We start from the raw sequence: 19065 nt of genomic DNA, 5'->3' as shown, positions 1-19065 counted from the left end.
CCAACTAACTATTTTACATCTAAGGTTGCAATAAATTTATCAACTTCCTCTGGGAATAACTCCTTGCATTGGCCACGGGCTAAAAATCTTGGCAAAGATAAGCTTCCATACCGGATACGAATCAAGCGGCTGACTTCAACCCCCTGGGATTGCCACAAACGCCGCACCTCTCGATTCTTTCCTTCGGTTATGACAACATGATACCAACTGTTCGTTCCTTCACCGCCACGAAATTCAATCTTCTTGAATTTTGCTACGCCATCTTCGAGTTCGACGCCTTTTTCCAAAGCCCGTATGGTTTCTCGATTAACCTCACCTCGTACTCGTACCGCGTACTCACGCTCAAGCTCATATTTAGGGTGCATTAAACGATTAGCGAGTTCACCGTTATTCGTAAAAATCAAAAGACCAGAGGTATTAATATCCAAGCGGCCAACTTGAATCCAGCGACCTTGTTTTAAATGAGGCAAATGATCAAACACCGTTTTACTATGTTTCGGATCCTTACGGCTTGATATTTCCCCAACTGGTTTATGATAGAGAAGGATCCGTGTTTTTGTGGCAAGCTTTAAAGGATTTGCAATAATCCGACCCTTCACACTGATTTTATCATCAGCGCTCACGCTATCGCCTAATTTAGCTTGTTCGCCATTGACATGGATTAATCCGTTTTCAATCCAACGTTCCATCTCTCGACGTGAACCCAATCCTGCTTGGCTCAATACTTTTTGTAATCGTTCGGTACTCATAATCATTCATTCGAGTTAATTCAAGTTACCCTTATATCAGTTCAGGAGCCTCTACGTCGACTGGTATTTTAAGACTCGGCAAATCATTTAACGTTTTAAGATTAAAATACTCTAAAAATTGTTTGGTTGTTGTATAAACAGCCGGCTTGCCCGGAACATCTCGATGCCCTGCCACCCGAATCCATTCGCGCTCCAATAAGGTCTTAATAATGGTAGAGCTCACAGCCACTCCGCGTATCTCTTCAATATCCCCTCGGGTAACCGGCTGCTTATAAGCAATAATAGCCAACGTTTCTAATAAAGCTCGAGAATATCGGGCCGGCTTTTCAACAAGTAGTTTTTCAATCCAACCGCTATATTGAGGCTTCGTCTGAACACGATATCCTCCTGCAACCTGAATAAGTTCTATGGCTCTTTTTTGATACTCTTCTGTCAAATTGTTTAAAGCCTCTTCAACTTCTTTAACCGTTGGTTTTTCTGATTCATCAAATACCGTTAACATCGTGTGGATGCTTAATGGCGAACCATGACTCATGAGCAATGCTTCTAATATTAATTTTAGCTCATGATTCATGGTCGTTCCCCTTTATATAAATGGGTGAAAAAAGCTTAGCTTGCGTGATAATTAATAACGATTGTCGAGAAAGCTCAAGAACAGCGAGCAAAGACACCACCACTCCCATTCTTCCTTCCTGATAATGATACAAAGCCGAGAATTCACAAAACATATTCTCATGCAACAACTGTAAAACCCTATGCATTCGATCACGCACAGACAAGGTCTCACGTGTAATTTGGTGATGCACAAGGTGACTTTGTCGCTTACATAGCGCTTGCATCATCTCCAATAAAGTACTTAAAGAAACGTCTGGCAGAGGACGTTTTATGGCAACAACATCATAAGGTAGAACAATGGGGTAAACATCTCGTTCACAACGTGGAAGTTCATCCAAATAATCAGCCGCCTCTCTAAATTGCTCATAAGCCTGTAATCTTCGAACTAACGCCATTCTAGGATCTTCTTCAGCATCTTCGTCATTCGAACTTACAGGCATGGGTAAAAGCATTCTTGATTTAATCTCGGCAAGCATGGCCGCCATAGCCAAATAATCAGCCGCAAGCTCCAATCGCTTTTGTTCCATTAAGGCGATATATTGCATATATTGTTCCGTAATATGCGTCATGGGGATATCAAGAACATCAATGTTTTGCTTTCGAATTAAATAAAGAAGCAAGTCCAGTGGGCCTGAAAACGATTCCAGCAACACTTCCAGAGCATCCGGAGGGATAAACAAATCACCAGGTAGCTCACGAAGAGGCGTACCTGCAACTACAGCTAAAACACTTGGTTTCGCAGTATTTGCGGGTTCGCCATCCATCAATAATCCAGTCCCATTGCTTCACGAACATCGGTTAATGTTTTATTGGCTTCTTCTCGAGCTTGTTCACTTCCCTCAGCGACAATGCGTTTCACGGATCCCAAATCTTGCTTGAATTCAGCAATACTTGCTTGAATCGGTTTTAATTCATTTTGAATCGCATCAATCACTGGTCGTTTACAGTCCACACAGCCAATACCTGCTGTTCGACACCCCGTTTGAGCCCATGCTTTCACTTCTTCACTGGAATAAACCTTATGAAATTGCCACAATGGGCAACGCTCAGGCTCGCCTGGATCCGTACGTTTTACGCGGGCAGGATCGGTTGGCATCGTTAAAATTTTCTTTTCAATGTCCTCTGGGGTTTCTCGTAGGCTAATCGTGTTATTGTAGGATTTAGACATTTTCTGTCCATCCAACCCAGGCATTTTAGCGTGTTCGGTTAATAAGACCTGAGGCTCATTCAGAATGATTTTTCCTGTTCCATCTAAATAGCCTAGTAACCGCTCTTTATCGCCCATCGAAAGATTTGATTGGTTGGTGAGTAACGCTTTTGCTGTGTTTAAGGATTCATGACAACCTTCTTGCTGAAACTTTGTGCGCAACTCGGTGTATAGTTTGCCATTTTTCTTGCCCATTTTTTTGATGGCTTCGTTAACCGCTTCTTCAAAATTGGGCTCACGACCATATAAATAATTAAACCGACGTGCTATTTCCCGAATTAATTCAACATGGGGGGCTTGATCTTCACCCACGGGTACGTAGTCGGCCTGATACAACAACACATCGGCACTTTGTAACAAGGGATATCCTAAAAAGCCATAGGTGGATAAATCCTTTTCATGTAACTTTTCTTGCTGCTCTTTATAGCTAGGTACACGTTCAAGCCAACCTAACGGTGTAATCATCGAAAGTAACAGGTGAAGCTCAGCGTGTTCAGGAACCCAAGACTGTATAAATACATGAGACAAGCTTGGGTTAACACCGCAAGCTAACCAATCAATAACCATGTCCCAGAGGTTTTCTTCAATTTTTCCTGGTTCCTCATAATGCGTTGTAAGCGCATGCCAATCCGCTACAAAAAAATAACAATCAAATTGATGTTGCAATTTAATCCAATTTTTTAATACACCATGATAATGTCCTAGATGTAATTTTCCACTGGCCCTCATTCCGGAAACAACTCGTTTGTTGGCACTGAATAACGCTGACATTCAAATCCTCAATTTTTCTAAATTCAAACTAGGACTATTCGTCCTGACATCGATCTAAATCGTTCACTAAAATCTGTAAAAAAATACTACCTGAAAGGCTCTGGATCCCCTTTGCCTTCTCTAACAATCACTGGATATTCGCCGGTTAAGTCAACGACGGTGGTGGGCTGTTGATAACAATTACCCCCATCAATAATTAAATCAATTTGACTGCCAAGTAAGTCGCGAATCGCATCAGGCTCGCTTAGTGGCGCACTAGCGCCAGGTAAAATTAACGTTGTACTAAGCAATGGGGCATCAAGACATTCTAATAAAGACAACGCGATGGTATTTTCAGGAACCCGAAGCCCTAAGGTTTTCCTCTTAGGATGCAGCATCAGCCTTGGCACTTCACTGGTGGCATTTAAAATAAAGGTATAAGAACCTGGCGTGAAGGCTTTTAACAAGCGAAAAATAGGATTACTGACCCGTGCATAGGTTCCTAATTGCGATAAATCCCGACACACTAACGTCATGTTATGATGCTTATCAAGCTGACGCAATCTTCGAATTTTCTCCAAGGCAGGCTTGTTGCCTAAAGCACATCCGAGTGCATACCCAGAGTCGGTGGGATAAACAATAATACCGCCCTCTTCGATGACCGAGACGGCCTTACGAAGTAGCCTAGATTGGGGGTTATCTGGGTGTATTGCAAAAAACTGGGTCATATAATCCTCGGTTTAAAATGTCCATTCATTCCATATCGGTGTACAGTTTAAAGGCAAAGGTCGCTGCTGACCAAGGCGAATTCTAGAGACTTGCTCACCATGAAAATCAGAGCCAGAAGAGGCCAACAAGTCATAACGATTACAAAGCTTCACCAATTCACTCACTTGGATATCCATCGTCTCACCCGAGACAACCTCCATGCCTACACCGCCAGATTCTTTGAAAGACTTGATTAACTCATTTAGTTTTGTTCGAGTCAATGAATACTTTAAAGGATGAGCAATCACCGCCTGTCCTCCAGCCAGCGCAATGGATTTGACAGCCTCGTCCATTTCGACCCATGGCGTTACAACATAAGCAGGCTTACCTCGTCCAAGAAGGCGATTAAACCCGCTTTGTAACGAATCCGTGATTCCCTCATTCATCAATACTTTTGCAAAATGCGGCCGTGCTACCTGCTCATGTCCGGCAACAGCGCAAGCTTTTTCATAAGCATCCTCGACTCCAAATGAAGCAAGTTTCGAGGCGATTTCCAGAGCACGAGCATGTCGGTTTTCGCGCTGTCGAGCAATTAAGGCATTGAAACTTACATCATCGAGAGGAATATTTAACCCAATAATGTGTAATTCATGTTTTTTCCAGCGTGTGCTTAATTCAATCCCGTTGATGATGTGCATTTTACCAGCACCAGCAGTTAACAATTCGTTAACCCCTGCCATTGAATCATGATCGGTTAAAGCTAAAACCTTAAGACCAGCCTGAACGCCCATAGCGATTAGCTCTTCTGGAGTATGAGTGCCATCGGAATAGATGCTATGGCAATGTAAATCAATCATGGCGAAGTGAAATAACCTTTATTTTATAGGTGCTTCATAACAAGATTGCACGACAAGAGATGCTATAAATAGTGATGTAATTATAAGCTATTCCCTATGGAACATCTAGGTACTCCCGTTCTCTCATTGCCTCACAGGTTATATTATCTAACAAACAAAAGAACATAATGGGAAACTCTGGGCTCGCCCTCACTTATTCAATATTGACTCAATATGTGCAATTATATTAATATTTGATTTTTTATTAACTTTTGGAGTATCCATGGCGCACAGCCCTAACTCAGTAACAGAAATAGCCAAGCTTAGCTGTTTAGCCGGTAAGGTATTTACTGAACAAGACGAAAAAGAAAAAAAAGGGTTGTATGAACAATATATCCAAACGTTTCAAATACTATATCGTAGAGTAACCTCTTCTAGTACCTCGACTGATGAAGATATTGATGCAAAGGCATCCGAACTCGCTAATAAAATTTATAATGACGCGTTAACATCAAAAAAGACAAAAGAAGATTTTGAAGCGGAGATAACCTGGTCAATGACTAAAGCATTGACGCCTCAGCCAGCCGCTTCAGGGAAGTCTGGAGAATCACCGAACTTACCTGAACATAGTGATTCTGGTTCGATTACGCCTAGCTTTTATCTTAAGGCGATGAGTAGTCCTGGCATGAGAGTAGCGAGCATCCTTATGCTGCTTGCAGGCATAGTCTTGATATCTCTTGCCATTTCTCTTGCTTTTTGTACAGGCTTATCTGGCTTTTGTCTTTTGGTCGCTCTATGCGTAGGTGAAAGCATAAAGGTTACACCTGGCTTGTTAGCCATCGGAGCGATTGGTGCCACAGGATCTTTGGCAGCTGGGGCAGGCTTATTTGCTGGAGGCCATTATCTGCGTCGTAAAGGGGAAGAAGCGGCTAACGTAATCAAAGAAGTTCCAACTTCTTCATCCTCTACTGAAGTTGGTATTGTTGAGCCTAGCTTATCCCAATAACAAGCACAAACTGGGCTGTAAAGCCCGGTTATTCCTTTTATTACACAGAACGACTTATTACACAGAGCGACGCCTTCAAAAATCATACCCTACCGTATAAGTTACTAGCTAATCATCTCGTTTAACATTATACTAAGCGCGATTTAACTTGCGTAATTTTAAACGTATAACTATCCTAATAATATACTAATTAAACATTAATAACACATTGAGCAGTACACCGTTTAACGAATTATTATCTACACCTTCCTTTAATGCGCTGGAATTAGCCAATTTATGCGGTTCCTTGCATCAAAATATTCAACTTCTAGAGTCTTTTTTTAACGTCAAAATCAACCCTGGAAATGATACCATTATGGTGCATGGGTGGTGTGCTGAAAGCGTTGGGCGTGCTAAGTCAATGCTAGCCAAATTGCACACCTATGCTACAAATCCTATTTCATCGCATACGATTTTATCCTTATTAAATCATGACGAAGAGCAAATCGAAATGACGAAACCTATTCAATTAAGTCGAAAATCTATTATCCCTAGAAACGCAAAACAATCTGAATACTTAAAAGGCATCGATCAACATGATTTAACCTTTTCTGTTGGTCCTGCTGGAACGGGAAAAACCTATCTTGCCGTGGCCAAAGCCATTGAATGCCTTGAAAAAGGTGAAGTGCAACGATTAGTCTTTGTGCGTCCAGCAGTAGAAGCAGGTGAAAAACTCGGATTTTTACCCGGCGATTTGGTTGAAAAAGTATTGCCGTATTTGCGCCCTATTTATGATGCTTTATACGAAATGATGGGATTTAAAGAAGCGCAGAAACTGATTCAAAGTGATGTGATCGAAGTCTTGCCATTAGCGTTTATGCGCGGCCGTACTTTAAATGAAGCCTTTGTGATTTTAGATGAAGCTCAGAACACGACGGTATTGCAGATGAAAATGTTTTTAACGCGTATCGGTTTTGGATCAAAAGCGGTGGTGACTGGGGACAGTACTCAAATTGACTTACCTAAAGGAACCGAGTCAGGACTTTCTCATGCGATTTCCTTGTTAGACAAAACGGAAGGAATTGGAATTTTTAAGTTTTCGAGCCGAGAGGTCGTGCGCCATCCTTTGGTTTCTAAAATTATTGACTGTTATGAAAACGAAAAGGGCAATTCATAAAAAATGACGGTTCATATCGATATACAGCATGCGAGCGAAGAAGAAGCGCCTGTCCCAGATGCGACGCTCAGTCAATGGGCAAAAATGGCTTTAACTCATCAACTTAACCGTGGCGAAATCACACTTCGATTGGTATCACTTAACGAAATTCAGCACTTAAATCGACAATATCGCCATCAAGATAAACCCACGAACGTACTTTCTTTTCCTTCAAATCTACCCAAAGAAATTGAATTGGATGTGCCGTTGCTTGGAGATGTGATCATTTGCCCTGCCATATTAAGGCAGGAAAGTGAATTGCTCAATAAACCTTTAGAAGCACATTGGGCTCATATTGTCATTCATGGCGTGTTGCATTTACTAGGTTATGATCATATTCACGAAGAAGATGCAGATATTATGCAACCCATCGAAACTCAGTTACTAGCAAAACTAGGATATGACGACCCATACCATCACGAGGATATAGAGAGTGACTAAAGAAGAGGATACTAATTGGTTTAACCGTTTAAAACAATTTTTACAAGTTGAACCACAAAATAAGGAACAATTAATCAATTTATTAAGAGATGCCCAGATCCGGTCTTTAATTGATGCTGAAACGTTGGCGATGATTGAAGGCGTGATTATTTTTACTCAAATGAAAGTCCGGGATATTATGTTGCCAAAACAACAAATGACCTGCGTCCCTCAGGATGCCGAACTCCCGGAAATTATTGCCATTGTGTCTCAGTCAGGCCACTCTCGATTTCCGGTAACGGGCGACAGCAAAGATGAAGTAGTCGGTATTTTGCATGCAAAAGACTTGCTGCGATTTCAAGGCCAATCCGATCCTGAATTCGATCTATTTGATATTGCACGAGAAGTGACGTTTGTGCCCGAAAGTAAGAGCCTCAATTCTTTATTGAGTGAATTTCGTAGCAATCGTAATCACATGGCGATTGTCGTGGATGAATACGGTTCAGTGGCAGGTTTTGTAACCATAGAAGACATTATTGAACAAATTGTTGGTGATATTGAAGATGAATTTGATATTGATGAGGAAGCCTATATTAAATCGCATGGGAACCATCGCTATATCGTAAAAGCACATACCCCCATTGAAGAGTTTAATGAACACATGAACGCCGAATTCAGTGCCGATAATTACGATACCATTGGAGGAATCCTAATGGCGAACTTTGGCTACTTACCCAAGCGCGGTGAAACCATATTGATTGATAAATTTGAATTTAAAATACTGAATGCCGATGCTCGGCGCATCAAGTTAGTCGAGTGCATGGATCAACGCTCCAAAACGTAAAGGAATCATGTTATGAATCGAAAAATTTTGGTTGCGGATGAAGACCCTGAGGTAACTACCCTTGTGGCACATTATCTTGAAACGGAAGGATTTGATGTTACCAGTGTTCATGATGGCGAAGTAGCGCTTAAAAAAGCGCTAAATCAGTCTTTTGATGCGATCATCTTGGATGTGCTTTTACCTAAACTAAATGGCTTTCAGGTTTTGAAATCTATCCGAGAACATATTGAAACCCCAGTATTAATACTTACAGCCCGAGATGATGACATTGATCGAACCATTGGGTTTGAAATTGGTGCAGATGATTATATTGCAAAACCTTGTAGTCCCAGAGAACTGGTAGCACGTCTTCGAGCACTTTTAAGGCGAACTAAAAAATCTCCTGTATCAAGGCCTGTAATCGAAGTAGGCAATATTGTTGTCGATTGTGCCCAACGAATCATTACTGTTGATAATCAACCCATAGAGCTAACCAATGCGGAGTTTAATATTCTTGAAATGCTCATCAAATCACCAGGCCAAGCTTTCTCAAAAGAAGAGTTAACAGAATATGCTCTAGGCAGAGAATATACTGCTTATGATCGGAGCATTGATGTCCATATCAGTAATTTACGCAATAAGCTTGGTCATAACTCAGATGAGGAAGAATGGATTAAAACCGTGCGGGGATTTGGTTACTTATTTAATAGTTAATACTTTTTATCCTAACCCCCTACTTACCTCGGCTTGTCCGAGGTATCCATGTTCGAAGTAACGCTCTAGCATCAGAGTGGATGCTTTGGTCAAGCCAAAGCACGTTGGGGTGTATTAGGTTAAAGCGTACGATTTTTCCTAACCCCCTACGTACCTCGGCTTGTCCGAGGTATCCAGGTTCGAAGTAACGCTCTAGCATCAGAGTGGATAATTTGGTCAAGCCAAAGCACGTTGGGGTGTATTAGGTTAAAGCGTACGATTTTTCCTAACCCCCTACATACCTCGGCTTGTCCGAGGTATCCAGGTTCGAAGTAACGCTCTAGCATCAGAGTGGATGCTTTGGTCAAGCCAAAGCACGTTGGGGTGTATTAGGTTAAAGCGTACGATTTTTCCTAACCCCCTACATACCTCGGCTTGTCCGAGGTATCCAGGTTCGAAGTAACGCTCTAGCATCAGAGTGGATGCTTTGGTCAAGCCAAAGCACATTGGGGTGTATTAGGTTAAAGCGTACGACTTGTTGGGCCAAGGCCCTATGTTACAGATTAAAGATTGAATTTGGACTGCTTTTCTGAAATGATGAACATTCTATCAAAGGAGTTGCTGCTTTGAATAAAAAGGCAATATTTTTAGATAAAATAAGCGGAAATTTATTCCTTGGCGGCTTGTTTTTATCAAAGCTAAGATACATTCCAGTCTTAGCGATCCGGCCAATTCTTGATTTGATGTCTTTATTAGCTTACTTGGTCGGTTATATAGCATGGTATGCTGCCACAATCTTTTATCCTAATCATCCTCGCAAGCGCGATCGTTGGTATGGGTTTACAGAGTTTAAAGAACAATACCAGCTTGCTTCCCTCGTTGGTTTGTTTTCGACCATTTTATGTCTAATCAATCCAGCGTTGATTCTTGTTTCAGTATGGCTATTTACATTAAGCAATATGATCTGGGCCATCAGTGAATATCATCGTTTCAAACATCCTCCCGCCTATGAAGAAGGTTTCTCTTATGAACGGCAGGCCATGTACTTACGATATACCATGGCTGCCTTGGTAGTTAGTCTTATCACAGCAGTTGCAACAACCGTTGCCGTTTTGTTTCCTCCCGCAGCGATCGCCACGTTGGTGTTGTCTGCACTCTATGGAAATGCATTAACGCTTCTTGCTTTTTATTACTGGAAACAATGCACGTTTACTAAATTTGAACCGGATGTACTTCCTAAAGCAAGTTACTCTGGAATATCCGCTCGAATCGGAGGGCAATCCGAGCGAGCTTTAGAATGCTTAATTGAAGAAACCGAATCTAATAGGTCAGATCCTCTATGGAAATCTGCACCACAAACCTCAATAAGCGGACCCGACCTCAGTTTAGAACCGCCTGAGCTTAAGTTTTAAAAAATTTAGGTAAATCCTTGTTCCTTTAATTCATTATGAGTATAGTTCGCATGCGCTAAAAGGATAACACCATGAATGATCAAATACCTTTGATGATTAAAAAAGCTCGCGAAGCTCTAAAAAACGCTTATTCCCCCTATTCCAATTTTCAAGTGGCTTGTTGTCTTAGCAGCCCAGAAGGCGATTTATTTACTGGTGTCAATGTTGAAAACGCTTCTTACAGTTTAACGACCTGCGCAGAAACCTCAGCGATTGCACAGCTGATTGCGGCGGGCAAAAATTCAATTCAAGATTTAGTATTAATGAATGGTGTAAAAACACTATGCTCCCCTTGTGGGGCCTGCCGCCAACGTATCTTAGAATTTGCAAGCAAAGGTACTACGGTTCATTTATGCGATCACAACCGCGTGTTAAAAACACTCACCATTGATGAGCTCCTGCCTTTAGCCTTTACATTTAAACCCAAATCTGGAAGTAATCATGACTGAAACACCATCTAACCCCCACTTAGCTGCTGAACTCATTCAAAAGCGGCTGCCTTCCTTTAAGCCTACTATAGGCATTGTGTTAGGATCTGGTTTAGGGAGTTTTGCTGAGGCACTTGAAGATTCTATATCCATCCATTACAGCGAACTACCAGGCTTCCCAAAACCTACCGTTCATGGGCATGGCGGTAATTTGGTATTGGGTTATTTAAACGGCGTTGGCGTTGTGTGTTTGCAAGGTCGCTCTCATAGTTATGAAGGTGAATCAAGCTTTGAAGCCGTCAAAACCTATATTCGCACCCTAAAAGTACTTGGATGTAATAATTTTTTAGCCACCAATGCCTCAGGCTCTTTAAGAGAAGATGTTGGGCCTGGCGAGCTGATGTTGATCACCGATCATATTAATCTGCAACCAGGAAATCCTTTGGTCGGGCCAAACGATGACGAATTTGGACCTAGATTTTTCCCATTGGATAATGCTTACGATATTGGTCTAAGAGAGAAGTTATTAAGAATTGCTCATAAGGAGCAAATTACGTTAAATCAAGGTGTATATATATCCGTGCTAGGCCCAAACTATGAAACTGCCGCTGAAATTCAAGCGTTTCGGATTTTAGGCGCCGATGCAGTTGGCATGTCTACCGTTCCAGAAGTTCTCGTGGCAAACCATTGCGGAATGAAAGTCGCCGTTATTGCTACGATTACAAACTATGCAACAGGGCTTGCAAAAACCAGCCACAGTCATGATGCGGTGGTACTCATGGCTACCCAGGCGGCTGAAAAATTGAATTTATTAGTCAAACAATTTATCGCTGAACTGGCATGAATTTAGCAGACTTTCCGCACCACAATATTTTTTAGATTCAAATTTTCTCAATTTTTAGCAAAAAAGACGCGGGGGCGGAATGTCGAATTTAGAAGATAAATTTAATCAAATAAAACAATCCCTTGCTAACTGTTCGCCACGATCGGTTAGCAATCAAGAAGTGCTTCAAATAATCGACTTAACCTTGCTCAGAGAGACTGCGACTAAAGAAGAGATCCTCAAATTGCAAGAAGTAGGCACACAGTTAAATGTAGCCGCCCTATGTATTTTCCCCGACCGTCTTTCAAGCATTCAAAATCCTCATGCACTAAAAATAGCAACGGTTATTAATTTTCCGACAGGAAATACACCTCAAGATAACGTCCAGCAATCTATTTTAAACGTAGTTAACCAATACCAAGTAGATGAAATCGATTACGTTTTTCCCTATTCGTTATATCTTGAAGGTCAAAAAGCAAAGGCTTTATCTTTATGTGAACATAGCCTTCATCTTTGTAAACTTCATAACGTTACATTTAAAGTTATTATTGAAACAGGAGCCCTACCCTCCCTCTCGATGGTTTATGATCTTAGTTCTGAACTCATCCAACTCGGTTGTGATTTTATTAAAACATCCACGGGTAAAATAGCAATCGGCGCAACATCCGAAGCGGCCTTTGCTATCTTGCAAGCGATTAAAGACTCCTCAAGATCCTGCGGTTTTAAGGCCTCAGGAGGAATCAAAACCAAAGCCCAAGCATTAGAATTTATCCACCTAGGGGAATACCTATTAAATCGACCGGTAAATAGCCAATGGTTTCGTTTAGGAGCAAGCAGTTTAATTAACGATTTGATTTGAAAAAGTTGTGGATATTTTTTTTGACCAGGTTGTAATTTTATATTGACTTTTTTTAATTTTTTATCAAAAAATCAACACCACAAAGGCTAGTCGTAATTTTTAAGTTTCAAATAACGCGCTCGCTTATCCACAAATTCTGTGGATAAGTCTGTGTGTATCCCTTTAAAGATCCGATAAACTCAGTGAGTTACCCCGTTGATCAGAGATTCTCCAGTTCATCAGATTATTGTCGCTTGCATAACATCACCCTGTTGGATCCCCCCCTAAGCACTGAATCTTCTACGCATCTCTGAAAATCTAATCCAGCTCTAGTCTTCTAGGTTCTGTGACTTGAGCACAGAATCTATAAGTACTGCGCTAAAACGCTGGGCCACCCGGTCAAGCCGTATGGCGTAGGCTTAAGATGTGTAGAAGAGACAGCCCTAAGCGCCATTAATATGCTTTGATAAGATAAGCAACATCTTTTCTTCCAGTTGTTTTGCTTTGCCAATAGGGAGATGGACGTTGTTAATCATAATAGAAAATGCCAGAGGCTTGCCGGATTGAGTCATCACATAGCCTGATAATGAAGACATATCATGCATGGTGCCTGTTTTTGCTAGAACTTTTTTTTCTAAATCTGTTTCTTTCATTCGTGCTTGCAAGGAACCAGACTCTCCCATACGAGGAAGCGCTTCAGATAAATAAGGCCAAATGGACTTATCGTTATATAAATCAGTGAGCAAAGTCACCATTTGATAAGGCGTAATAAGATTGTATCGGGTGCCTTGTCCATCTGAAATGTCCATTTTCTTGGTATCAAGCGTTGTATGTTTTGCAATAATTTGTTTAATTGCATAAGCGCCCTGCTTATAGGTTCCTTCTCGGGTCAAAGAATAGCCCAGTAGTTTTGTCAAACTATCCGCATACACATTATCGGACTCTTTTAACATATGTCCCACTAATTTGACGAGCTCAGGAGATTGGTGACTCGCGATAAGCGTTGCATGGCCTGGGGTTTTGCCTATAATGATTTTTCCTTGGAGCTCAATTCCACTGTTTTTTAAAGCCTCATTAATGACTTCTTTGGCATATAAGGATGGCTCGGGTATTGCTAAAGCCAGGTGTCGAACCTGTTTATACTGCGGTAAACAGCCATATAGTTTTAGTGTATTATTCGGCCGGATATCGATATTAAAATTACAATGATTACGCTCTTTCGCATGACTCACTGAAATTAAGTTATTAATGAGTTTTACCGGTGGATTAGGGTTTTTACTTTGTATTTTCACCGGGTGGCCAATGGTTTTTGGGCTTACAAACTCAAATGATTCTTTATTCTCATTTAAAATAACCGCCGAGGAAGGTGCAACGTAATACCAGCCTAAATCATCATAATTAATTCCAGCAGCGTAGTAAGGTGGTTTAAATTTCGAGTCATCAATCACCACATTACCCGCAATCGTTTGAATTAAATGCTTTTTTAAGGATTGAATGAGTTGAGTCAAATTTTCTTTCGTAAGTGAAGGATCCCCACTAAATCGCACATATATATTGCGATCATCTTTTAATAAAGACGTTTCATAGTGAAACTGTGGACCAAGACGATACAAGGATGCAGCAGCGGTAAAAATTTTCATGCCGCTCGCAGGACTTAACAATTTATTTGGATTTTGCTCATAAAGGGTCTGGCCTCTTCCTAGGTCTTTAATCACAACCCCTACAGATGCTTGCGGCAATTCCATTGCAATTAATGAATCCAAGTCTTCTTTCAAGGAAGCTGCGTAAACAAAATTTGTAACAAGAAGTAAAAAAACAAGCGATAACTTGGTGACCGTTCTTTTAAGGGCGATGATATTCATAGAGTCATCCTTGAATAAGTCATTCACTAATAATGGGTTGATTAGCAATGCTCTCTAGCATCTGTTCGATGTTTAGCAGATCCAGAGAGCAACGAATTTCAGTCTCTTCAGGATAACTTAAATGGAAGTCTATGTTAATCTATTCTTCAAACGCGGGAAGCTTTGACCAATCGGGGTAGGTTAGCTCCCACAAGCGATGCAATTTTCCTTCTTTGTAATGACCAATTAAGATCACTTCAATCTTAGTAGCCGCCTCATTGGGTCTTTTTGTGGTGATCCAAACTCGACCCGCTATTTTCTCGTCTTGTTCAAGAAGAGTTTCTTCATCGTATTCAATCGAATATTGAATTGGGGTTTGATAATAAGCAATATGCGAAGTCAAAAACTCATCGTAATTAGTTTTTATATCATTCGTATACAGTAAAAAATCTTCATGGTAATACTCTGGAATCAATGAAGCATTTTTTTTGATGACCATTTCAGAAAACATTTCTTTTAATTTTTCAATGTACATCTTATGCTCCTTGATGTTAACCAAAAATTCTCCATTGGAGGGAACCATGCTGGGACCAGAAAAAACTGCCCGTATGACCGATATAATCTGCATTTAAATGATGGGCAGCAAGCACTTGACCTTGCACATCGCCAGCATGAAAAAAGCAAAGGGTTTGTTTACTTCTTAAGGTAATCGTTCGATGCTCACCGCAGTCATAAGATAAAATCAATTCTGGGCCCATTATCCCTTGCGTTAAGGTAATCGGGTAAGTCGTTGTATTCGCAGGAATAAAAACAGGCACGCTTGATGTATATTTATAATACCCTGCGTTTAATGAATGATTTAATAATCGACAAGTCTGGTTGGTGTTATTGGTGATGAGTACATTGAAGTTTTCGCAATTGTTGGAATCTGCATAACTTTCAAGACTTAGAATCGTAAGAATCGCTCCTAGCGCTAAAACCTTTTTTTTCATAGTTCCTCAGTTTAATCTCAACCGTCATGGTGGGGGCGATTATACTCAGTGATTTATTAATTTACAAACAAACTAGGAATTGTGTAGGGCAATAGCTTATAATGAAAAAAATCAACGCAAACAGCGATCCGAATGACAATACGTGAAACGAAACAACGTCTTATCATTGGCATTAGCGGAGCCAGCGGAATTCAGTATGGTATTCGGCTACTCGAATTAATTCGTCCGTTATCTATTGAGACGCATTTGATTGTCACCAAAGCAGCGCAACAAGTCCGACAATATGAAACATCTCTTAGTGCAGATGAGCTTAGCAAGCTCGCTGACCACTACCACCACATACAAGATGTGGGCTGCTCAATTGCCAGTGGTTCTTTTACGACATTGGGTATGATTATTGCTCCCTGTTCTATGCATACGTTAGCAGAAATTGCTCATGGATTAGGTAGCAATGCGTTAACACGAGCGGCTGATGTGATTTTAAAAGAGCGGCGCAAATTGGTCCTAATGGTTCGCGAGTCCCCTCTTAATGCTGCTCATCTTGAGAATATGCTTAAGATCACCCAAATGGGCGGCATTATTGCCCCACCCGTACCAGCTTTTTACAACCACCCTCAAAGCTTAGATGATCTCGTTAACCACAGCGTCGGAAGAGTACTCGACTTATTTGATATTGACGTCAAGATAGTTAGACGATGGCAATAATTTAAATTCAGTTAAAAGGGATGTTCTATACTTTCTGTTAAGCCACCAAGGAATGGATTGCAATGTATAACGGAAAAATTATTGATAGCCACATGCACTTGTGTAATTTAAGTACGGGAAACTACGATTGGTTGACCTCAGAGCGCCCAGAGCAAATACAAATCTTAGGTGAGGGATATTCCTTTCTAGCAAAGAACTTTTTACCAGAAGATTATGAAGCCCTTGCCAAACCAGAAAACATCGTAGGAACCGTTCATTTACAATATGAAGCCAATGACTCCATTAAAGAAACTCAATGGTTAACGCACCAAACTCTAAAAACGGGGATCCCTAATGCCATTGTGGCCCAAGTCAATTTAAGTGAGCGCGACGCTGCCAAGCATTTAAAAACGCATTTGCTTAGCCCTTATTTAAAAGGGATCCGCATGCTCTTAACTTATTACGAAGGAAAACCAGCGCTTTCGCTAACCGATCAAAATCACTTTAAAAATCCCGTATGGCAAAAGAATTTTTCACTTCTTAAACCATTGAACTTAAGTTTTGATGTGCAAATCTATGATACCCAAGCGGACGATTTAATCGCTACCGCAACGAAACACCCAGATGTACCTATTATGGTCAATCATCTATTATGGCCCATTGATTCGAGCGGAGAAGGTTTTGCTTTTTGGCAAAAACAAATTAAAAAATTAGCGGCATGTGAAAACGTCCATATGAAAATTAGCGGTGCTGCGGTCATCTTCAAACAACTATCAGTACCGCAACTTATTCCTTATGTGGAAACCATTTTAGAATATTTCACCCCTAAGCGCTGTGTAGTGGGAAGCAATTACCCACCCGAAGGCGTTTTCACTGGTTTTCACCACATTTGGGATGCTTACCGAACTTTGTTAAACTCATTATCTCAATCCGAACAAGCATCTATTTTTTATCATAATGCAAAATCATTTTATCGCATTGAATCCATCTAGATTTATACAGTCTCATCAAGATCAATTGATGTGAAATACTAACCGCTTTGAACGGTTTCAGTTGACCATGATATATTTTTTATCATCTATCAATTATTTTCTTTATTAGATATTTCTTTTTCGTTTTTTTTTAGATAAGATAGCTATCCTTCCCTAAAAAATCCAACAACCACACACTGTGGATAACTTTTCTTGTCAAGTAGTATTACACTTACACCCCCAACACGTTGAGTCACCCTAACCCATTATCACTATTGGTTTTTTTCACTTTCTATAGTCGGAATTTGGATATTCGTTATCCACAAATTCTGTGGATAAGTCTGTGCGTATTCGGTTTAAAGGTTGATTTTACATGGCTATTGCGATTGCCTATCCATTTTACAGGGTGATTTTCATTTTTTATTGCCTTTTATTGGGTTCAATATATACAATCCTTTTTTGAAGACGAGAATAGGCTGATGGGCAAAAAAAATAACTGGTGGGTGGCTGGCATTGGCGCCATGGGAACCTTAATAGCCTGTAAACTACACCAAAGTGGACAAGAGGTTACATTACTTCTTAAAGATCAAACCCAGCTTGATCGCTATAGCGGCTTACGCTTTTGTAGCATAGATACCACCTATTCATGTAGGCCACGTGCAAACATTGTCTCAAATTTGCATGAAACATCCATACAGCAATTAATTCTATGTTGCAAAGCGTATGACATCGTCCCTCTTTTGCGCCAAATTCGGCCTTTTCTTGCAGAAAATGCGCTGGTAGTCATGATTCATAACGGCATAGGTGTACTTGAGGAAATCAAAGCGTTTCTTCCTGATCTTAGACTAGTTCTTGGCATCAGCACGCTGGGGGCTTATTTGGAACAGCCTTTTAAAATTAAAGCCTGCATGGGCGGTCAATTACAATTAGGCATTCTAAACGGCCATTTTACTTTCACAGAAACCGAAGCGATAAAAGCAAGCTTTGAACAAACGAAACTAACGATTCAGTGGCAAAATGATATCAAACCTTTCATGTGGAAAAAGTTTGCCATTAATTGCGCCATCAATATGTTTACCGCAATTTATCAATGCAAAAATGGGGATTTGCTAAGTCGCCCAGAGGAAATTCGTAAACAGTGTGATGAAATCGCTTTGGTTCTGAACGCATATGAGGTAGAAATCACTTCAGATGGTCTATTTCAAACCGTTATGCAAGTCATTCGTCAAACAGCGGCTAATTACTCCTCGATGTATACCGATGCGGTAAACGGAAAAAAAACCGAACTAAACTATTTAAATGAGCAGTTAGTCCGATTAGCAAAAGCCAAATATCTGCCTACCCCTTTTTCCTCAGCTTTAATTGCCCAGTTTTATCGTGTTTATAAGCCTGAGTTAGAAGCTAAAGTCAATGGACTATCTATTTAAAGCGATAGCTTTTTGTATGGGATCCATTCAAAATAAACCAGTTCGACATCAACAAAATTTGGATTTTTATAATATCGAACTCATTGGTTAACTTGTAGTGTCCAACCTAAAGGAATTAGGATGAATGATTTTTATGTTTATATTATGGCAAGTCAACGTAAAGGAACCCTTTATGTAGGTTCTACAGCAAACTTGATAAAACGAGTTTGGGAGCACAAAAATAATGTCATTCCCTCTTTTACTTCAAAATATAATATCCATAAGCTTGTTTATTACGAAACCTATGATACTTATGCAGGGGCTGCACAACGTGAAAAACGATTAAAAAACTGGCACAGACAATGGAAAATAGACTTAATTGAAGGCTTAAACCCTTTATGGCGTGATTTGTATCAAGAAATATGTTCTTAGTTGGAAGATAGAATGTAAACCCCTACCTGCTGTGCTTTAAGCACAGCATCCATGCTAGGCACATCAAACCCAATGGATGCTGCGGTCAAGCCCATAGGTATCTACACAAATGCTTCTCCTATTATTTGGCGAAGCATTTGTTTAAGTTCTCCTGGGTCATATCGTTCTAATAAATCGAGTGCATTAAGAAGAGAACA

22 protein-coding genes are annotated in these 19065 nt (G+C 40.5%); 13 read left to right on the top strand and 9 right to left on the bottom strand.

The features are described from left to right. Positions 1-8: 8 nt before the first annotated feature. The 6 genes from rluB to E1O41_RS00085 form a co-directional block, all read right to left on the bottom strand. Positions 9-749 (bottom strand): 23S rRNA pseudouridine(2605) synthase RluB, encoded by a 741-nt coding sequence (rluB, locus tag E1O41_RS00110; RefSeq protein ID WP_131775276.1) that lies wholly within the window; start codon positions 747-749, stop codon positions 9-11. A 31-nt stretch (positions 750-780) separates the two neighbouring features. After that, positions 781-1323: an SMC-Scp complex subunit ScpB gene (scpB, locus tag E1O41_RS00105; protein ID WP_131775275.1), complete on the bottom strand. Its 543-nt coding sequence runs from the start codon at positions 1321-1323 to the stop codon at positions 781-783. Next, positions 1313-2128: a segregation and condensation protein A gene (locus E1O41_RS00100; protein ID WP_131775274.1), complete on the bottom strand. Its 816-nt coding sequence runs from the start codon at positions 2126-2128 to the stop codon at positions 1313-1315. The genes scpB and E1O41_RS00100 overlap by 11 nt, the downstream gene beginning before the upstream one ends. Further along, positions 2128-3342 carry a tryptophan--tRNA ligase gene (locus E1O41_RS00095; RefSeq protein WP_131775273.1) on the bottom strand — a complete coding sequence of 405 codons (1215 nt, stop codon included), beginning with the start codon at positions 3340-3342 and terminating at the stop codon, positions 2128-2130. Before E1O41_RS00095 ends, E1O41_RS00100 begins: the two co-directional genes overlap by 1 nt. A gap of 86 nt (positions 3343-3428) precedes the next feature. Beyond that, a complete protein-coding gene (locus E1O41_RS00090; RefSeq protein ID WP_131775272.1) occupies positions 3429-4049 on the bottom strand; it encodes an L-threonylcarbamoyladenylate synthase in 621 nt (206 codons plus the stop codon). A 12-nt stretch (positions 4050-4061) separates the two neighbouring features. After that, positions 4062-4886 carry a PHP domain-containing protein gene (locus E1O41_RS00085; RefSeq protein ID WP_131775271.1) on the bottom strand — a complete coding sequence of 275 codons (825 nt, stop codon included), beginning with the start codon at positions 4884-4886 and terminating at the stop codon, positions 4062-4064. A gap of 262 nt (positions 4887-5148) precedes the next feature. Here E1O41_RS00085 and E1O41_RS00080 point away from each other — a divergent pair, with 262 nt between their 5' ends. The 9 genes from E1O41_RS00080 (at position 5149) to deoC (ending at position 12563) form a co-directional block, all read left to right on the top strand. Then, positions 5149-5871 carry a hypothetical protein gene (locus E1O41_RS00080; RefSeq protein ID WP_131775270.1) on the top strand — a complete coding sequence of 241 codons (723 nt, stop codon included), beginning with the start codon at positions 5149-5151 and terminating at the stop codon, positions 5869-5871. Positions 5872-6079: 208 nt separating this feature from the next. After that, positions 6080-7027, top strand: a complete 948-nt coding sequence (locus E1O41_RS00075; protein WP_165481044.1) for a PhoH family protein — start codon at positions 6080-6082, stop codon at positions 7025-7027. 3 nt (positions 7028-7030) lie between these two features. After that, positions 7031-7507, top strand: a complete 477-nt coding sequence (ybeY, locus tag E1O41_RS00070; RefSeq protein WP_131775269.1) for an rRNA maturation RNase YbeY — start codon at positions 7031-7033, stop codon at positions 7505-7507. Further along, positions 7500-8330, top strand: a complete 831-nt coding sequence (locus E1O41_RS00065; RefSeq protein ID WP_131775268.1) for an HlyC/CorC family transporter — start codon at positions 7500-7502, stop codon at positions 8328-8330. The genes ybeY and E1O41_RS00065 overlap by 8 nt, the downstream gene beginning before the upstream one ends. Positions 8331-8342: 12 nt before the next feature. Then, a complete protein-coding gene (cpxR, locus tag E1O41_RS00060; protein ID WP_131775267.1) occupies positions 8343-9023 on the top strand; it encodes a two-component system response regulator CpxR in 681 nt (226 codons plus the stop codon). A gap of 605 nt (positions 9024-9628) precedes the next feature. Next, entirely contained in the window at positions 9629-10414 is a 786-nt protein-coding gene (locus E1O41_RS00055; protein ID WP_131775266.1) for a hypothetical protein, read from the top strand. Positions 10415-10485: 71 nt separating this feature from the next. Then, positions 10486-10902, top strand: a complete 417-nt coding sequence (gene cdd, locus E1O41_RS00050) for a cytidine deaminase (RefSeq protein ID WP_131775265.1) — start codon at positions 10486-10488, stop codon at positions 10900-10902. After that, positions 10895-11725 (top strand): purine-nucleoside phosphorylase, encoded by an 831-nt coding sequence (locus tag E1O41_RS00045; protein ID WP_131775264.1) that lies wholly within the window; start codon positions 10895-10897, stop codon positions 11723-11725. Before cdd ends, E1O41_RS00045 begins: the two co-directional genes overlap by 8 nt. Before the next feature lie 79 nt (positions 11726-11804). Further along, the gene (gene deoC / locus E1O41_RS00040) at positions 11805-12563 is read left to right on the top strand and encodes a 2-deoxyribose-5-phosphate aldolase (RefSeq protein WP_131775263.1); all 759 of its coding nucleotides are present in this window, start codon (positions 11805-11807) and stop codon (positions 12561-12563) included. Between the two features lie 422 nt (positions 12564-12985). Here the strand turns inward: deoC and dacB are convergent, their stop codons facing one another. The 3 genes from dacB to E1O41_RS00025 form a co-directional block, all read right to left on the bottom strand. Continuing rightward, a complete protein-coding gene (gene dacB / locus E1O41_RS00035; RefSeq protein WP_131775262.1) occupies positions 12986-14404 on the bottom strand; it encodes a D-alanyl-D-alanine carboxypeptidase/D-alanyl-D-alanine endopeptidase in 1419 nt (472 codons plus the stop codon). A 139-nt stretch (positions 14405-14543) separates the two neighbouring features. Further along, positions 14544-14918 (bottom strand): nuclear transport factor 2 family protein, encoded by a 375-nt coding sequence (locus tag E1O41_RS00030; RefSeq protein ID WP_131775261.1) that lies wholly within the window; start codon positions 14916-14918, stop codon positions 14544-14546. Between the two features lie 16 nt (positions 14919-14934). Continuing rightward, on the bottom strand, positions 14935-15375 hold the full coding sequence (locus E1O41_RS00025; protein ID WP_131775260.1) for a hypothetical protein: 441 nt from the start codon (positions 15373-15375) through the stop codon (positions 14935-14937). Between the two features lie 132 nt (positions 15376-15507). Here E1O41_RS00025 and E1O41_RS00020 point away from each other — a divergent pair, with 132 nt between their 5' ends. The 4 genes from E1O41_RS00020 (at position 15508) to E1O41_RS00005 (ending at position 18868) form a co-directional block, all read left to right on the top strand. Next, positions 15508-16080 (top strand): UbiX family flavin prenyltransferase, encoded by a 573-nt coding sequence (locus E1O41_RS00020; protein ID WP_131775259.1) that lies wholly within the window; start codon positions 15508-15510, stop codon positions 16078-16080. Positions 16081-16142: 62 nt separating this feature from the next. Beyond that, a complete protein-coding gene (locus E1O41_RS00015) occupies positions 16143-17051 on the top strand; it encodes an amidohydrolase family protein (RefSeq protein WP_131775258.1) in 909 nt (302 codons plus the stop codon). A gap of 458 nt (positions 17052-17509) precedes the next feature. After that, entirely contained in the window at positions 17510-18457 is a 948-nt protein-coding gene (locus E1O41_RS00010; RefSeq protein WP_131775257.1) for a ketopantoate reductase family protein, read from the top strand. Positions 18458-18577: 120 nt separating this feature from the next. Further along, on the top strand, positions 18578-18868 hold the full coding sequence (locus tag E1O41_RS00005; protein ID WP_131775256.1) for a GIY-YIG nuclease family protein: 291 nt from the start codon (positions 18578-18580) through the stop codon (positions 18866-18868). The last annotated feature ends 197 nt before the right edge of the window (positions 18869-19065 follow it).

The sequence above is a fragment of the Legionella impletisoli genome (genome assembly GCF_900639875.1).
GTDB lineage: Bacteria > Pseudomonadota > Gammaproteobacteria > Legionellales > Legionellaceae > Legionella_A > Legionella_A impletisoli.
The sequence above is the reverse complement of the archived record's forward strand: the minus strand, read 5'-3'. Positions and strand labels throughout refer to the sequence as shown.

Bases quoted from the DNA above. Each gene is read 5' to 3' on its own strand.
- rluB (WP_131775276.1), bottom strand. From the start codon at position 749: ATGAGTACCGAACGATTACAAAAAGTATTGAGCCAAGCAGGATTGGGT.
- scpB (WP_131775275.1), bottom strand. From the start codon at position 1,323: ATGAATCATGAGCTAAAATTAATATTAGAAGCATTGCTCATGAGTCAT.
- E1O41_RS00100 (WP_131775274.1), bottom strand. From the start codon at position 2,128: ATGGATGGCGAACCCGCAAATACTGCGAAACCAAGTGTTTTAGCTGTA.
- E1O41_RS00095 (WP_131775273.1), bottom strand. From the start codon at position 3,342: ATGTCAGCGTTATTCAGTGCCAACAAACGAGTTGTTTCCGGAATGAGG.
- E1O41_RS00090 (WP_131775272.1), bottom strand. From the start codon at position 4,049: ATGACCCAGTTTTTTGCAATACACCCAGATAACCCCCAATCTAGGCTA.
- E1O41_RS00085 (WP_131775271.1), bottom strand. From the start codon at position 4,886: ATGATTGATTTACATTGCCATAGCATCTATTCCGATGGCACTCATACT.
- E1O41_RS00080 (WP_131775270.1), top strand. From the start codon at position 5,149: ATGGCGCACAGCCCTAACTCAGTAACAGAAATAGCCAAGCTTAGCTGT.
- ybeY (WP_131775269.1), top strand. From the start codon at position 7,031: ATGACGGTTCATATCGATATACAGCATGCGAGCGAAGAAGAAGCGCCT.
- cpxR (WP_131775267.1), top strand. From the start codon at position 8,343: ATGAATCGAAAAATTTTGGTTGCGGATGAAGACCCTGAGGTAACTACC.
- cdd (WP_131775265.1), top strand. From the start codon at position 10,486: ATGAATGATCAAATACCTTTGATGATTAAAAAAGCTCGCGAAGCTCTA.
- E1O41_RS00045 (WP_131775264.1), top strand. From the start codon at position 10,895: ATGACTGAAACACCATCTAACCCCCACTTAGCTGCTGAACTCATTCAA.
- deoC (WP_131775263.1), top strand. From the start codon at position 11,805: ATGTCGAATTTAGAAGATAAATTTAATCAAATAAAACAATCCCTTGCT.
- dacB (WP_131775262.1), bottom strand. From the start codon at position 14,404: ATGAATATCATCGCCCTTAAAAGAACGGTCACCAAGTTATCGCTTGTT.
- E1O41_RS00030 (WP_131775261.1), bottom strand. From the start codon at position 14,918: ATGTACATTGAAAAATTAAAAGAAATGTTTTCTGAAATGGTCATCAAA.
- E1O41_RS00025 (WP_131775260.1), bottom strand. From the start codon at position 15,375: ATGAAAAAAAAGGTTTTAGCGCTAGGAGCGATTCTTACGATTCTAAGT.
- E1O41_RS00020 (WP_131775259.1), top strand. From the start codon at position 15,508: ATGACAATACGTGAAACGAAACAACGTCTTATCATTGGCATTAGCGGA.
- E1O41_RS00015 (WP_131775258.1), top strand. From the start codon at position 16,143: ATGTATAACGGAAAAATTATTGATAGCCACATGCACTTGTGTAATTTA.
- E1O41_RS00010 (WP_131775257.1), top strand. From the start codon at position 17,510: ATGGGCAAAAAAAATAACTGGTGGGTGGCTGGCATTGGCGCCATGGGA.
- E1O41_RS00005 (WP_131775256.1), top strand. From the start codon at position 18,578: ATGAATGATTTTTATGTTTATATTATGGCAAGTCAACGTAAAGGAACC.